The organism is Rugamonas sp. FW305-51 (genome assembly GCF_058786935.1).
Window position 1 is genome coordinate 58,010 of record NZ_JBYSZG010000014.1, and the last position, 12,839, is coordinate 70,848.

General features: G+C 67.5%; 12 protein-coding genes and 1 pseudogene. 7 read left to right on the plus strand and 6 right to left on the minus strand.

Annotated elements, in window-relative coordinates:
* The 3 genes and pseudogenes from AC3WOS_RS12080 to AC3WOS_RS12090 form a co-directional block, all read right to left on the minus strand.
* Positions 1–199 (minus strand): annotated as a pseudogene (locus tag AC3WOS_RS12080) (hypothetical protein); the annotation flags it as partial.
* Positions 200–210: 11 nt separating this feature from the next.
* The gene (locus AC3WOS_RS12085; protein WP_492716201.1) at positions 211–1,557 is read right to left on the minus strand and encodes a hypothetical protein; all 1,347 of its coding nucleotides are present in this window, start codon (positions 1,555–1,557) and stop codon (positions 211–213) included.
* Positions 1,558–1,671: 114 nt separating this feature from the next.
* Positions 1,672–4,890 (minus strand): penicillin-binding transpeptidase domain-containing protein, encoded by a 3,219-nt coding sequence (locus tag AC3WOS_RS12090; protein WP_492716202.1) that lies wholly within the window; start codon positions 4,888–4,890, stop codon positions 1,672–1,674.
* A gap of 467 nt (positions 4,891–5,357) precedes the next feature.
* Between AC3WOS_RS12090 and AC3WOS_RS12095 the strand changes: the two genes are divergently transcribed.
* The 3 genes from AC3WOS_RS12095 (at position 5,358) to AC3WOS_RS12105 (ending at position 7,253) form a co-directional block, all read left to right on the plus strand.
* Positions 5,358–5,621 (plus strand): hypothetical protein, encoded by a 264-nt coding sequence (locus AC3WOS_RS12095; RefSeq protein WP_492716203.1) that lies wholly within the window; start codon positions 5,358–5,360, stop codon positions 5,619–5,621.
* A 202-nt stretch (positions 5,622–5,823) separates the two neighbouring features.
* Positions 5,824–6,498, plus strand: a complete 675-nt coding sequence (locus AC3WOS_RS12100) for a YXWGXW repeat-containing protein (protein WP_492716204.1) — start codon at positions 5,824–5,826, stop codon at positions 6,496–6,498.
* A gap of 56 nt (positions 6,499–6,554) precedes the next feature.
* Positions 6,555–7,253, plus strand: coding sequence for a ribonuclease HI family protein (locus AC3WOS_RS12105; protein WP_492716205.1), 699 nt, complete (start codon positions 6,555–6,557; stop codon positions 7,251–7,253).
* Positions 7,254–7,375: 122 nt separating this feature from the next.
* Here the strand turns inward: AC3WOS_RS12105 and AC3WOS_RS12110 are convergent, their stop codons facing one another.
* Together AC3WOS_RS12110 and AC3WOS_RS12115 are read right to left on the minus strand one after the other, a co-directional pair.
* Positions 7,376–7,864: a chemotaxis protein CheW gene (locus AC3WOS_RS12110; protein WP_492716206.1), complete on the minus strand. Its 489-nt coding sequence runs from the start codon at positions 7,862–7,864 to the stop codon at positions 7,376–7,378.
* Between the two features lie 205 nt (positions 7,865–8,069).
* Positions 8,070–8,393: a hypothetical protein gene (locus AC3WOS_RS12115; RefSeq protein ID WP_492716207.1), complete on the minus strand. Its 324-nt coding sequence runs from the start codon at positions 8,391–8,393 to the stop codon at positions 8,070–8,072.
* A 232-nt stretch (positions 8,394–8,625) separates the two neighbouring features.
* Here AC3WOS_RS12115 and AC3WOS_RS12120 point away from each other — a divergent pair, with 232 nt between their 5' ends.
* Entirely contained in the window at positions 8,626–9,894 is a 1,269-nt protein-coding gene (locus tag AC3WOS_RS12120; RefSeq protein WP_492716208.1) for a TCR/Tet family MFS transporter, read from the plus strand.
* A gap of 40 nt (positions 9,895–9,934) precedes the next feature.
* The gene (locus tag AC3WOS_RS12125) at positions 9,935–10,753 is read left to right on the plus strand and encodes a substrate-binding periplasmic protein (RefSeq protein WP_492716209.1); all 819 of its coding nucleotides are present in this window, start codon (positions 9,935–9,937) and stop codon (positions 10,751–10,753) included.
* A 136-nt stretch (positions 10,754–10,889) separates the two neighbouring features.
* Here the strand turns inward: AC3WOS_RS12125 and AC3WOS_RS12130 are convergent, their stop codons facing one another.
* Positions 10,890–11,150 carry a hypothetical protein gene (locus tag AC3WOS_RS12130; RefSeq protein ID WP_492716210.1) on the minus strand — a complete coding sequence of 87 codons (261 nt, stop codon included), beginning with the start codon at positions 11,148–11,150 and terminating at the stop codon, positions 10,890–10,892.
* A 284-nt stretch (positions 11,151–11,434) separates the two neighbouring features.
* Between AC3WOS_RS12130 and trpS the strand changes: the two genes are divergently transcribed.
* Positions 11,435–12,457 (plus strand): tryptophan--tRNA ligase, encoded by a 1,023-nt coding sequence (gene trpS, locus AC3WOS_RS12135; RefSeq protein ID WP_492716211.1) that lies wholly within the window; start codon positions 11,435–11,437, stop codon positions 12,455–12,457.
* Between the two features lie 4 nt (positions 12,458–12,461).
* A complete protein-coding gene (locus AC3WOS_RS12140; RefSeq protein ID WP_492716212.1) occupies positions 12,462–12,818 on the plus strand; it encodes a DUF1294 domain-containing protein in 357 nt (118 codons plus the stop codon).
* Positions 12,819–12,839: the final 21 nt, after the last annotated feature.

Consider the following 12,839-nt stretch of genomic DNA (forward strand, 5'->3'; position numbering starts at 1 on the left):
GTTCCAGCGCCAGCAGGCGGAAACGGCGCAGCGTCAGCGGCGACTGCTGCAGCGCGATGCGCTCGTTAGGCGTGAGTGGGCGGCTGCCGTCCAGCGCCGCCAGCAAGGTGGCGTCGGCCAGCATCAGGCGGTCGCCGGGCGCCGCCCGGGACAGCAGCAGGCGCTCGCGCAACCGGTCGTCCATCGGTGTCGAATTCATCTCGTTCTCCTTCATCGCACGGCTCCCGCATAGGCCAGTTGCAGTCGGTCGATCGCTTCGTTACGTCGCTTGCGCAAGGTGGGCATGGATATGCCGTCCAGCGCCGCCAGCTGCTGCAGGGTGGGCAGCGCGCCGGTGGCCGGGTCCAGCCACGGATCAGGGTAACTATCGTCGTCCGGCCCCAGCAACTTGTGGTACACGGCCAGCCGGATCGGCAGCGATTCCGCATGCAGCACGCGCAGCGTCCCCCTGGCCGTATCCTGCGCGGCCCGTGCCAATTCCAGATAGCGGGGGGGCAGGGAAAGCGCGGCGGCAGCCGATTGTTCGGCCGCCAGTTGCGCGGCATCGTACGGGGCGGCCTCCATGACGTCGGGTTCCGGCTCATCATCGCCCTGATCGCCCGCGTAAGGCAGATCGGATTCTTCCTCCGGCGGCGCGGGCAGGATACGGTCGGCCATGGCGAGCGGTCCGTGGGCCGCATCCTGCGCTGCCGATGCGTCCATCACCCGCCAGTAGTCTTCCAGCCACAGCGCGGCCTCGCCGGCATCGTCCTGCCATGGGTCGGCGCGATCCTGGTTGGAGGACAACTGCTCGTAGTCGCCGATTTCGGCCAGCATGGCGCCAATTTTCGCGGGGCTGTTCTTCAGGCTCGAGAAGCGCTTGGAGCGCGTGTGCAAGGGGCCGGGGGCGCCGGCGTAGCGCTCCTGGGTCTCGCTCCAGCGGATGATCCACTCGGCCTTGCAGTCGCCGATGCTCTTCATTTGCCGCACTTCAGGCGGCATGCCGTCCGGCGCCCGATCGAGGATGGCGGCCACCCGTTCGCGATGCAGTTCCCAGTCCGCGAACAGTTGCGCCAGCTCGTGCCAGGCCGTGTCGAGCATGCGGTAGGTGTAGATTTTGTTGGGAGAGCAGTCGCGGCCCGTGGCGACCATGTAGTTGTCGGCATCGACCTTGTCGCGCAGGCCCGCGTACATGTCGTTGACCTTCTTGCGCAGCGCCCCTTCCGACGCGGGATCGTCCCAGAACGGGCCGCTGCGCGCATGTTCGGCCGCCAGCGTGGCCACGAAAGCCTGCCAGAACGATGGATGGGCATACAGTTCGAATGCCAGGCCCAGGGCCAGCTCGCACACGCTGTCGCCATAGCTGTTGCCGGGCGCCTCGGCACGGGCCGACCGTTCGGCCGCGCGCAGGCAGGCGGCCAACGTATCGACGTAGCCGTCCAGCAGCGCGCCATGCTGCGCCGCGTCGAGCACCAGATGCATGTCCAGCCGCCGGAACGCCTGCAACGAGCAGCGTCCCAGCAGTTTGCGCACCTGCTCCCAGCCATGCTCCTGATACCGGGTTCCTGGCAAGCGCATACTTTCCTGTTGACTAATTAAGAGCGCGCCGGGCCGCTGCACAATGAGCGGCCGCCGGCGGACGCTTCAAAATCATGCCACAGATCGGGCCCGGCCATGCTGCCGTAAACAGGGCTATTTCCCCTTCTGTTCCCGATTCTGCTCGGCCAGCGCCGCCAGGATGGTTGCCGCCACCGGCGCCGCATGCTCGCCGCCGGTGGCCTCGGAATGGCTGGCGAAGACGGCCAGCGCCAGCCGGTGGTGCTGGCCGGGCAGGCTGCCCGGCTCCAGCCACCCGGCAAACCACACCGCCGCCGTGCCGTCGCCGCTGGGGGCGGTGCCGGTCTTGCCGTACAGGTGGGGCCGCAGCGCGGCCAGCGCCGGGCCGCCGAACGCGCCGGCGGCCGTGCCCACGTCGATCACGCCTTTCATGCCGGCCCGGATGCGGTCCAGCCGTATGCCCAACTTGCGCTCCGGCGGGACGGTGCTTTCCTGGCCGTCCAGCGCCAGCAGCATGCGCGGCGCGATCACGGCGCCCTGCCCGACCGCGCCCGCCGCCAGCGCCATTTGCAGCGGCGTGGCCTGCATGCGCAAGCCTATCGTCATCTGGCGCAGTTCATGGCGGGTGTGGATAGGATCGATGTGGGCCGGCGTGGCTTGCAGCGCGTCCCACGGCTGCCAGTGGAAATCGGGCGGCAGCAGGCCGCCGTCCAGGCGCAGGGGCTGGCCGAAGCCAAGCCGGTGGGCGGCCGCCAGGATGGGGCGCACGGCATCGAGCGCATCGGCGTCGAGGGCTTGCAAGTCGGGGGCGCCGCCGTCGGGCCGGCCGAACAGGCTGGCGTCGCTCAATTCGCCGGACCAGGCAAACCAGGTATTGAGGCTGTAGGTCAGCGCCTGCGCCAGTCCTAGCCGCCCATCCTGGGCTCGCCGGTCCAGGCTCTGCTCCTTGTAATTGGTGATGTGGGCCAGCCGGGTATCGAGCGGATAGGCCGCCGCATCGGTCTGGAAACCGAAGCCGCGCTGCGCCGCCATCCGGTTGATGGCCGCCAGCGGCATGCCGGCCAGCAGGCTGTCGATCTGCGGATCGCGCTGCGCGGCCAGCTCCAGACCCAGCGCGCTGACGATCTTGAAGGTCGAGCCGGGGCTCTGGTGGGCGCCGCCGTCATGCTGCAGTGCCGGCAGGCGCAGGGCGCTGCGGGCCGGGTTGGCGCGGTCGAAGTCGCGCACTTCGGCCCAGTTGGCGGCACTGACCGTGCCGGTCCCCGCGCCGGCGGCGGCCAGCAGGTCGCCCGTTTCGGTATCAAGGATGACGATGCCGGCATGACGCCCGTCCGGCGCCGCCTGGCCGCCCGTGCAGCCCTTGCCGGTCCAGTGCCCGCGCCGCATGGCCACGCAATCCAGTACATTCTGGCTCAGTGCCTGCAGCGGCAAGTCCAGCGTGAGACGGGCCGCGACGGGGCCGCCGGCGGTGGCCGGCAGGCGCGCCAGCATGCCGGCGATCCCATTGGCCTGGCCTGGGTTCACGCCGAGCAGCGTTGCCATGCCCGCATCCAGCGCGGCCTGGGTCGGTGCGCCGTCGGCATACAGCGGGGTGCCGTTGCGGTCCCGCAGCTGGACCTGGGCCGGCGTGATGACTGATGCCGCCCGGGCCGGCGTTCCCTGCACGGCAAGCGCTTGCCATTCCAGCCGCCCACCGGCGATGGCCAGGTGCCGGTACTTGCGGTCTTCAGGCGCATAGACCTGGATCGGCGACACGTCGAGCCGGACGCTGCGCGTGCCGGGCGCCAGTTCCAGCGTCAGCTGCCGGACGTCGCCTGGCGCGGCGCAGGCCCGTCCCGTGCAGGCCGGCTGCGTTTGCACGCGCGCGCCATGGACGGCCTGTACATGGCCAATCAGCAGCAGCTGCATGGTCTGGCCGGCCGCGGCCGGGTGGGGCAACTGTGCCTGCAGGATCAGGTGCCGGCCGGCCTGCGGCCAGCGCGCCACCCGCGTCCACGGTTGCCAGCCCTGCGGCAGGTCGGCAAACAGCCGCGCGGCAGCAGGAGGCATCTGACCTGTGGTAGCCAGCGGCGTGACAGCGTCGGCGACCATGCCGGAGGCGGTGCTGGTGCTGGTGCTGGTGCTGGTGCTGGTGCTGGTGCTGGTGCTGGTGGTGGTGGTGCTGATGGAACTGGCGGAGTTCGCTGCAGTCGCAGCGGTGTCCGGCGGGGCATCGCCTGTCGGCGGGGACGCAAATTCATCGGGCGCCTCCACTGCCGCTGGCAGCGCGAAGGCGCTCCATTGCGCCCTCCCCGCCGTGCCCTCCTGCATTCGCCATGCCAGCAACCGCCGTTCGTCATTATAGATGCCGATCTGCTGGCGGACGTAGGCGCCATCGGCCTCGTAGTACAGGCGCTTGAGCAGCCTGGCCGTAACCGGATCGGACGCCACGCCGCGCCAGCCTGCCAGTGCGGACGCCTGCGCGGACGCGGGGCTGGCGGCCCATTGCGCCAGATCGCGCGGCGCCGCTTCGATATCGCCATCCGCGCGTATGCGCAGCAATCCCTTGTCGAGCAAGCTACGGAACAGCATCTGGTCTTCAAGCGGCGGCCGCGGCGCCGCTGGCACCAGATAGTCGCCAGGCGGCAGCGTCGCGCCGACCGGCCTGCCGCGGGCGGGAAACGCCGTCACCAGCGCGTCCCGTGCGGCGAGCGGCGCTACGCGTGCGAGGCCGGCGAGCGAGGCAAGCGCCGCCAGGCCATGGCGGTCCATGCTCGCACTCCGTTGCGGCGCCCGGTACAGTTGCACCAGCAGCTCTCCGGCCTGCGGGCATAACGCATTAGTGCGCCGTTCCAGGCGCATCGCCGCCGCGCCACCATCCCAGCTTAGCCAACCCTGCTCCCGCAGGCTCACCTGTCCGCCGGCGCCCTGTTCAACCTGGCCAAGACTTGTATCGCTGAGCCAGCGCGCATCGCCGGCCACGCTGCGCCAGCGCAGTTGAAGTGATTCGCTGTCCTGGCTGGCGAAGTCCGGCCGTAGCTGGCCGCTGATCTGTATTTCGGGCATGGGCGCTTCGCCGTCACGCGGCGCGTCCACCAGCAGGACGTTATGCAGGGCGAGCTTTGGCCCTCCGTCCCGGTTGCGTTCCACCCAGCGCCGCACGTCGTCAAAGCGATAACCGAGCCGCAGAGGAACCATGCGCGCGTCGTTCCCGGCCCCTAATTGGCTGCACAGATCGATCCGTACCGGCGGCGCGGCCTGCATGCCGGCCACCGTCACCAAGGCGCCATCGGCCTGCAAGCTCAGTTGCACACCGGGCGCGGCCGGCACCTGGAACCGCGCGCCCGGCAATGCAGATTGAAATACTTGGACCACATGGGGTGCTTGCCCCTCATCGGCGGTACGCCTGGTCGCTGCCGCCAGATGGCGCGCATGGCCTGCGATCAGGCCGGCGCCGGCGAGACTGGCCAGCACGCCGCACGCAGGCAGCGCGCGGCTGTGGCCGGGCCATGTCCGCCGCCGGTTCGGGATGGCAACCGTGGCGGCACTGGCACCGGCACCGGCGCGCAGATTAGCCTGCCGCCGCCACGCCCGCCGGCATTCCACCATGGCTTGCAAAAGATAAGTGATCGTGCGCCGCATATGCCCCTCGCGCTTGCTGTAGATGGTATGCAGGCGACTAGCGGAGGGAACGGGTAAAACCGCGCGGGCAGTCCGCAACCGGTCGCCATTTTTTGCAGTTCGCGCCGCCAAACCGGCCGCCCGTCGCAACGCCGTGGCGGCGCCGGGGCGTACTGGATACAGTGATCACATCAACACTCACTCCACCGAAAGGAAGCGTCATGAAACTCGTCAAAAACTTCGAAGCCCTGTTCGTTGCCGCCCTGGGCCTGGCCTGCGCCGCCAACTATGTGCTCGACAGGCAGGACAACGCGATCGCCACTCCCGCCGTGGCCAGCGTCGCCAGCGTTGCCCCTCCGCTCGCGTATAACGCCCCGGTGATCGTGGTGAGCGCCAAGCGGCTCAGCGCGGACCAGAAGAAGCAATCCCTGCTCGACGAGAGCAAAGCCGCCATGGCCGCCGACCACGCCGCGAGCAAAATGTAATGGGCCGCGTTTCGCTTCGCCTGGACCTGCGCACCGGCCCGCGTGCCGCAGCGTGACAGGCGAAGCCCGGCATCCGCGGTAGCCGCTGCCGGCCATGCCGCACATGGTTTGTGTCAGTTGTAAGAAGTTGCATCATCTGTTCTGCCGCCCTACCCCCGCTTGATATAGTTCCCGTATGCCAGCCTGCACTACGGAGAACATCATGATCAAGCCTACCTTTTACGCCGCCGCGATGATCGCCATCAGCGCCGCAGCCTTCCTGCCCCCGGCCGCATCGGCACAGGTGGGCGTCAGCGTCGTGATCGGCAATGCCCCGCCACCACCCCGTTTCGAGAGCGTGCCCGTGCCGCGCCGCGGTTACGTCTGGGCGCCCGGCTACTGGAACTGGGACGGTTACCGCCACGTGTGGGCGGCCGGCCACTGGGAACTGGAACGCAGCGGTTACCAGTACCGGGGCGCCGTCTGGATGCGCGACGCCGAGGGCTGGCGCCTCGATCCCGGCGGCTGGGTGATGGTGCAGCCGGCGCAAGTGGGTTACGACTACGTGACCGTGGCGCCGCCGCCGCCCCGCTATGAATCTGTGCCCCATGCGCGTCCCGGCTATTTCTGGGCCCCCGGCTATTGGGAGTGGCGCGGCCATCGCCATGAATGGATCGCGGGCGGCTGGGTGGCCGAGCGGCCCGGCTATGTGTACGCGCAACCGCGCTGGATTGAACGGGAGGGCCGCTGGTATCGCGAGGAAGGCCGCTGGGAACACCATCACGGCCACCGCGACCGCGATCATGACGGCATTCCCAACCGTTACGACCACGACCGCGACGGCGACGGCGTCCCGAACCGCTACGACCGCCACCCGGATAATCCCTATCGCGATTGATGCCTCATCGGCCACATCGGTTATGCTGGCGCCTTTCGCCACCCTGACCTTCCCGCATGAGCAGTTCCGAATTTGACCAGCTGGCCACCGCTGCCTACAAGGGCGAACGCGTGGCCAGCCGCCGTCTGGCGACACGCACCGGCATGTCTGAGCTGGACGCGCTACGCCAGACATTGAACCAGGCGGCCGGCGCCCAGGGCCTGCCCGCCTTGCTGGCGGCGCGGGCCCAGCTGCGCGCGCATGAGCTGGCCCGGCGCGCCGACCGACTGCACGCGCAGCAGGCCCGCCAGGCGCTCAGGCGCACGGCAGCGCAGCCACCCGCCGGCGCATGGCGCGCCTGGTTCGACGGTTCAGCCCATCCCAATCCGGGCCGGCTGGGCATAGGTGCCCTGCTGTGCGGACCCGCGGGGGAGCGGGTCGAGATCAGCCGCCGCGCCGGTCACGGCAACAGCGGCGAGGCGGAATATCTGGCGCTGATCGCGCTGCTGGAAGCGGCTGCGCCGCTGCAAATGGCGCAACTGGTGGTGTACGGCGACAGCAAGGTGGTGATCGACGATGTGAACCTGGCGCCGGCAACGGGTGCCAAGGGATTGGAGGCGCACCGCAGCCGGGTGCATGAGCTGTTGCGGCAGCTGGCGCAAGACGGTGAGGTCAGCGTGCGCTGGGTGCCGCGCCACCGCAACGGCGAGGCGGACGGTCTGTCGCAGCGGGCCATCGCCACATGGATGACGCACGAAGCGGATGGGTCGGACTGAGGACCGGCGCCGGACGGGAGTGATGACGGGCGCCTGCCCGCATCAGGGACAGCTCTGGCCGTAGATTGCGGACCGGCGCCGGCCCGGACCAGGCACGGGCCGCGGTGGCGCCGGGCGCGCGATCAGGCGGCGGCGGCTTCGAGCAGGCCCATGTCGGCGCTCGACATCAGCTTGTCGATATCGACCAGGATCAGCATGCGTTCGTCGATCGTGCCCAGGCCGATGATGTAGTCCGTATCGAGCGCCGAACCGATGTCCGGCGCCGGCTTGAGCTGGTCCGGCGTGAGCGTGGTCACGTCCGACACGCGGTCCACCACCATGCCCACCACGCGATGGCCGATATTGAGGATGATCACCACGGTAAACTGGTCGTAGGACGGCGTGCCCAGCCTGAACTTGATGCGCATGTCGACGATGGGCACGATGATGCCGCGCAGATTGACCACCCCCTTGACGAATTCGGGCGCGTTGGCGATCCGGGTCGGCGTTTCGTAGCTGCGGATCTCGCTTACTTTCTGGATGTCGATGCCGTACTCTTCCTGGCCCAGGGTAAAGGCGAGGTATTCGGCCGCAGGGGACGCTGCTTGAGCGTCGCTGGTAATGATGGACATAACGGTTCCTTAATTGAGGGCTGCGCCCTGGCATGGCAGGCTGGCGCCCGGCCGGTCACCCGAGTGGTTCTTTAACGGGAGCAATGTTACCGTAAGTCAACAGCAATTGCATCAATTAACGTTCCGCTTGTTAACCGGCCGCAAGGGCATGGCGCCCGGCCGGCCCGGCAGGCGGCGGCCGGGCCCAGCAAGGCGGCCCCGGCCGCTATTTCTGGCCGTGGCGCCCGGCCGTGCCGGGCTGGCGGATGTCCAGCCAGGGCTGCACACCGGAGCGGCCCGACGAAACGGCCGGCGGCGCGGCTGGCGCAGAGGGGACGACGAGCGGCGCCGTTTCGCGGCCGGCGGGCAGCGCCCCATTACGGACGGCATCGGACACCCGTGCCGGGGGCGGCACCGGCTGGCGCACGCGCACCGCGCTCCGCACATCCTCGCCGCGCGGGCCCATGTAGACACTCTGGGTCGGCGTATCATCCAGCGCGTAGGCGCAGGTGCAGAACAAAAGCAGGCTGGCGGCGAACATGGTGCGCATCGGCGGCTCCCAATGTTGTTATTTATTGTAGTATTTTGCACAATTACGCTAGAATTAGCAAGCGAGCAATGTTTCTTTGGGAAAAATATTTCCACCTGTGCGCTTCCACAATTAATTGCTGCTGTCCCCTATGGTGCGACAGCCGTTTCATGCCACAATTGCATTGATGAAACGGGTAGCCAGGCACACAGGATATGCCGCCGGCCACCGCTCCGCATACCTTCCATTTGCCATGACAACACTCGACAACGCCACCTCCCCTGTTCCGCCGGCCGCGCCGGCAGGCAATCTCAATTTCATCCTGGTCTGCGTGTTCATCGACATGCTGGGCATAGGGCTGGTGGTGCCGGTACTGCCCATCCTGGTGGGCGAGTTCGTCCATGGCCGGGCCGGCCAGGCGTGGTGGTATGGCGCGCTCAGTTCCACCTTCGGCCTGATGCAATTCATCTTCATGCCCATGCTGGGCGCCCTCAGCGACCGCATCGGCCGCCGCCCCGTGCTGCTCTATTCGATGGCGGGCATGTGTCTCAATTTCCTGGCCACGGCCTGGGCCCCCAACCTGGCTTGCCTGTTCATCGGCCGCGTGGTGGGCGGCATGTCGTCGGCCAGCATGTCGGTGGCGTCGGCCTACGCGTCCGACATTTCCACGCCGGACAACCGCGCCAAGAGCTTTGGCAAGGTGGGCGCCGCCTTCGGACTGGGTTTCATCTGCGGCCCCATGCTGGGCGGGCTGCTGGGCAGCGTCGACCTGCACCTGCCATTCTATGTGGCCGCCGCGCTGTCGGCCGCCAATTTCATCTACGGCTACCTGGTGGTGCCGGAATCGCTGCCGCAGGCGCGCCGCCAGTCGTTCAAGCTGGCCAAGGTCAACCCGCTGGCGGCCATCGCCAAGCTGGCCCGGCGCACCGACATCCGCGGCCTGGTGATCGTCTATTCGCTGGTGACGTTCGCCCAGATGATGCTGCATTCGACCTGGGTGCTGTACACCCACTTCCGCTTCGGCTGGAGCCCGCGCGAAAACGGCATCGCCCTGTTCTGCGTGGGGCTGGCGGCGGCCGTGGTGCAGGCCGGCCTGCTGGGCATGTTCATCCGCCGCCTGGGCGAGGTGCGGCTGATGCTGCTCGGCCTCGGTTCGGGCTGCATCACCTACATGCTGTACGGCCTGGCCACGGAAGGCTGGATGATGTACGTCTTCATCCTGTGCAACCTGCTGGCGTTCGCGGCCGGCCCCGCGCTGCAGGGCATCATTTCCAAGGCCACGCCGGCCCAGGAACAGGGGGAGCTGATGGGGTCGTTGCAATCGATCAGCAGCCTGGGCATCATCATCATGCCCGTGCTGGGCAATGCCATCGTGGCCGAAGTGAGCCACCTGCCGTCGCGCGACTGGCGCATCGGCACTACCTTCTTCGCCTGCGCCGCCATGCAGGCGCTGGCCATCCTGGTGGCGCGCCGCTATTTCCGCCTCAGCCGGCTGCAACAGCAAGCCCAGATGCAAGCCTGAACCGGGGCGATACGATCATCATTTGTCAGGCAGCAACAATATGAAGCACAGCGATATTTTCCGGCGCAGCAGCCTGGCATGGCTGCTGGCACTGGCGACGGGCAGCACCGGCGCCCATTGTTCGCGCGAAATCAGTGCGCCCGTGGCGCCGACCGGGGCCAGCGTCATCATCGAAGGCGGCAACGTCAGCGGCATTTATCCGGAACTGTTGCGCAGCATCGGCCCGCGCAGCGGCTGCGCCTTCGAGTTTCCCATCGTGCCGCGCGCGCGCCAGGTCGCCATGTTCGAGGCCGGCAAGGCCGACATGCTGGTGCCGGCCACGCGCACGCCCGCGCGCGACCAGATCGGCATCTTCGTGCCGATGATGGGCCACCGCGCTACCCTGATTTCACTGGCCAGCGACCGCCCGCCCATCACCAGCGCCAGGGAATTGCTGGAACGGCGAGAACTGCGGGTGGCCGTGGTGCGCGGCTTCGACCACGGCGAGCAGTACACGGCGCTGGTGAAGGAACTGGCCAAACAGGGACGGCTATTTACGGAAGTGGACGTGAGCGCCGTGGCGCGCCTGCTCAATATGGGCGCGGTCGACATGACCATCATGGGGCCGACCATCCTGGCCGGCGCCATCGCCCACGAACCGCGCGTGAGCGGCATGCTCGACAAGCTGCGGCTGGAGCCAATACCGGAACTGCCCTGGGGCCAGAGCGGCGTCTACATCTCGCGCCTGTCGCTGACGCCGGAAGACCAGAAGGTGCTGCGCGAACTGCTGGAGAAAGCGGCCAAGTCTGGGGCCGTGATGGAAGGCTTCCAGCACTACCACCGGGCCGACATCCTGGCTGCCAGCGTGCGGGCGCATTGAACGTGCGCCCAGGATACACGCCGGCGCCAACGCACAGGACGATGCGACACAGCGCCCCCTGAATAGATTGCCGCGATATGCTGCAGCGCCGCTACCCGTGAATTTGCAGGATCGGAATAGTTACCAACCGAAACAATTAACGCAGCAATTTCAGCATCGCGCCCAGTATTGTCGTCTGCACGACCGCCAGGCTGACGATCCACATGAGCATATCTGCTTTCAGATGCGCCAGTTTGACGTCGATGCGGTTCTCAAGAGCGAGCAGATCGTCCTTGGTTGCCAGCGTATTCGTCACCAGGTCCCATATCCCGTTGGCCAGCACAGCCGCCTGCCTGTCGCTGAATCCACCTTCCACCAGAGTGTCCTTGAATGCCAGAGAATTAAAAGGTAATGACATTATGCCCCCTCCTGTCCGATCCTGTTAGATCGTCCGTTCGGGATGGAGGTTCCCCGCAAGCGTACGCCGTTTGAGCCAGCACAACAACTTGACAGACCGGCGCCGAACTGCAACCATACGCGCATGAAATTTACCCCTATACATCGTGCTAGCCTGAATTGGTGGTGCCGCTGACAGCGAGCGGCCACTGTTTATCCATAGTGAATGATGTTTTTATCAACGCCGCCTCCGCCAGGCGGCGTTTTTATTGGCGCGCCGGACGGGGGTAACGTAAAGGAACCCTGATGAGTCAGCCAGCCAAGTCCACTTCCCCTGCCGTGATCCTGACCGGCGACCGCCCCACCGGCCCCCTGCACCTGGGCCATTACGTGGGCAGCCTGCGCAATCGCGTCACCTACCAGCACGACTACAAGCAATACATCATGCTGGCCGACTCGCAGGCCCTGACCGACAATATGGACGACACGGGCAAGGTACACCGCAACGTGGTCGAAGTGGCGCTCGACTACCTGGCCGTGGGCATCGATCCGGCCAAGTCCACCATCCTGATCCAGTCGCAGATTCCGGAACTGGCCGAACTGACCTTCTACTACCTGAACCTGGTGACGGTGGCCCGCCTCGAGCGCAATCCCACCGTCAAGGCCGAGATCGTGCTGCGCGGCTTCGAACGCGACATTCCGGCCGGCTTTCTCACCTACCCGGCCAGCCAGGCGGCCGACATCACGGCCTTCAAGGCCACGCTGGTGCCGGTGGGGGAAGACCAGATCCCCATGATCGAGCAGACCAACGAAATCACGCGCCGCTTCAACCGCCTGGTCAACCAGGACATCCTGGTCGAATGCAAGGCGCTGGTGCCGGAAATCGGCCGCCTGCCCGGCACCGATGGCAAGGCCAAGATGAGCAAGTCGCTGGGCAATACCATCAACCTGGGCGCCACGGCCGCCGAAATCACGGCCGCCGTCAAGAAGGTCTACACCGATCCTCTGCACCTGCGGGTGGAAGACCCGGGCCACCTGGAAGGCAACGTGGCCTTCATCTACCTGGACGCGTTCGATCCCGACCAGGCCGCGCTGGCCGAAATGAAGGCCCATTACGTGCGCGGCGGGCTGGGCGACAGCATCGTCAAGAAGCGGCTGGAACTGGTGCTGCAGGAAATGCTGGCCCCCATTCGCGCCCGCCGCGAAGAACTGGCCAAGGACCGCGGCTACATCATGCAGGTGCTGAAGGATGGCACGGCGGCCGCGCGCGAAGTGGCGGCCCGCACGGCCGACGAAGTGAAGGCCGCCCTCGGCCTGAGCTATTTCTAAGCCCATGCCGGCCCGGGGCGGCGCCGGCTACCTGGTGCTGGCCGCGTTCGCCGTGCTGTACCTGGCCGCCACCGTCCTGTGGCGCCTGCCATCGTGGGTGGCGCTGGCGTACGGCGCGGCGAGCGTGCTGTGCTTTGGCGCCTACGCGCTCGACAAGGCGGCCGCCGTGCGCGGCCGCTGGCGTACCCCGGAACGCACCTTGCTGATGCTGGGACTGGCCTGCGGCTGGCCCGGCGCCATCCTGGCCCAGCAGTGGCTGCGGCACAAGTCCAGCAAGGCGGCGTTTCGTGCGGTATTCTGGTGCACCGTGGCGGCCAATGTGGCCGCCTTTGTCTGGCTGGCGCAGTGGCGGGCGGCGTGAACGCCGCCCATCGCGCCGCCC

Excerpts from the sequence above, each read along its gene's own strand:
- AC3WOS_RS12130 (WP_492716210.1), bottom strand. The coding sequence starts at position 11,150 with ATGTCATTACCTTTTAATTCTCTGGCATTCAAGGACACTCTGGTGGAA.
- AC3WOS_RS12125 (WP_492716209.1), top strand. The coding sequence starts at position 9,935 with ATGAAGCACAGCGATATTTTCCGGCGCAGCAGCCTGGCATGGCTGCTG.
- AC3WOS_RS12105 (WP_492716205.1), top strand. The coding sequence starts at position 6,555 with ATGAGCAGTTCCGAATTTGACCAGCTGGCCACCGCTGCCTACAAGGGC.
- AC3WOS_RS12115 (WP_492716207.1), bottom strand. The coding sequence starts at position 8,393 with ATGCGCACCATGTTCGCCGCCAGCCTGCTTTTGTTCTGCACCTGCGCC.
- AC3WOS_RS12120 (WP_492716208.1), top strand. The coding sequence starts at position 8,626 with ATGACAACACTCGACAACGCCACCTCCCCTGTTCCGCCGGCCGCGCCG.
- AC3WOS_RS12140 (WP_492716212.1), top strand. The coding sequence starts at position 12,462 with ATGCCGGCCCGGGGCGGCGCCGGCTACCTGGTGCTGGCCGCGTTCGCC.
- AC3WOS_RS12110 (WP_492716206.1), bottom strand. The coding sequence starts at position 7,864 with ATGTCCATCATTACCAGCGACGCTCAAGCAGCGTCCCCTGCGGCCGAA.
- AC3WOS_RS12100 (WP_492716204.1), top strand. The coding sequence starts at position 5,824 with ATGATCAAGCCTACCTTTTACGCCGCCGCGATGATCGCCATCAGCGCC.
- trpS (WP_492716211.1), top strand. The coding sequence starts at position 11,435 with ATGAGTCAGCCAGCCAAGTCCACTTCCCCTGCCGTGATCCTGACCGGC.
- AC3WOS_RS12095 (WP_492716203.1), top strand. The coding sequence starts at position 5,358 with ATGAAACTCGTCAAAAACTTCGAAGCCCTGTTCGTTGCCGCCCTGGGC.
- AC3WOS_RS12085 (WP_492716201.1), bottom strand. The coding sequence starts at position 1,557 with ATGCGCTTGCCAGGAACCCGGTATCAGGAGCATGGCTGGGAGCAGGTG.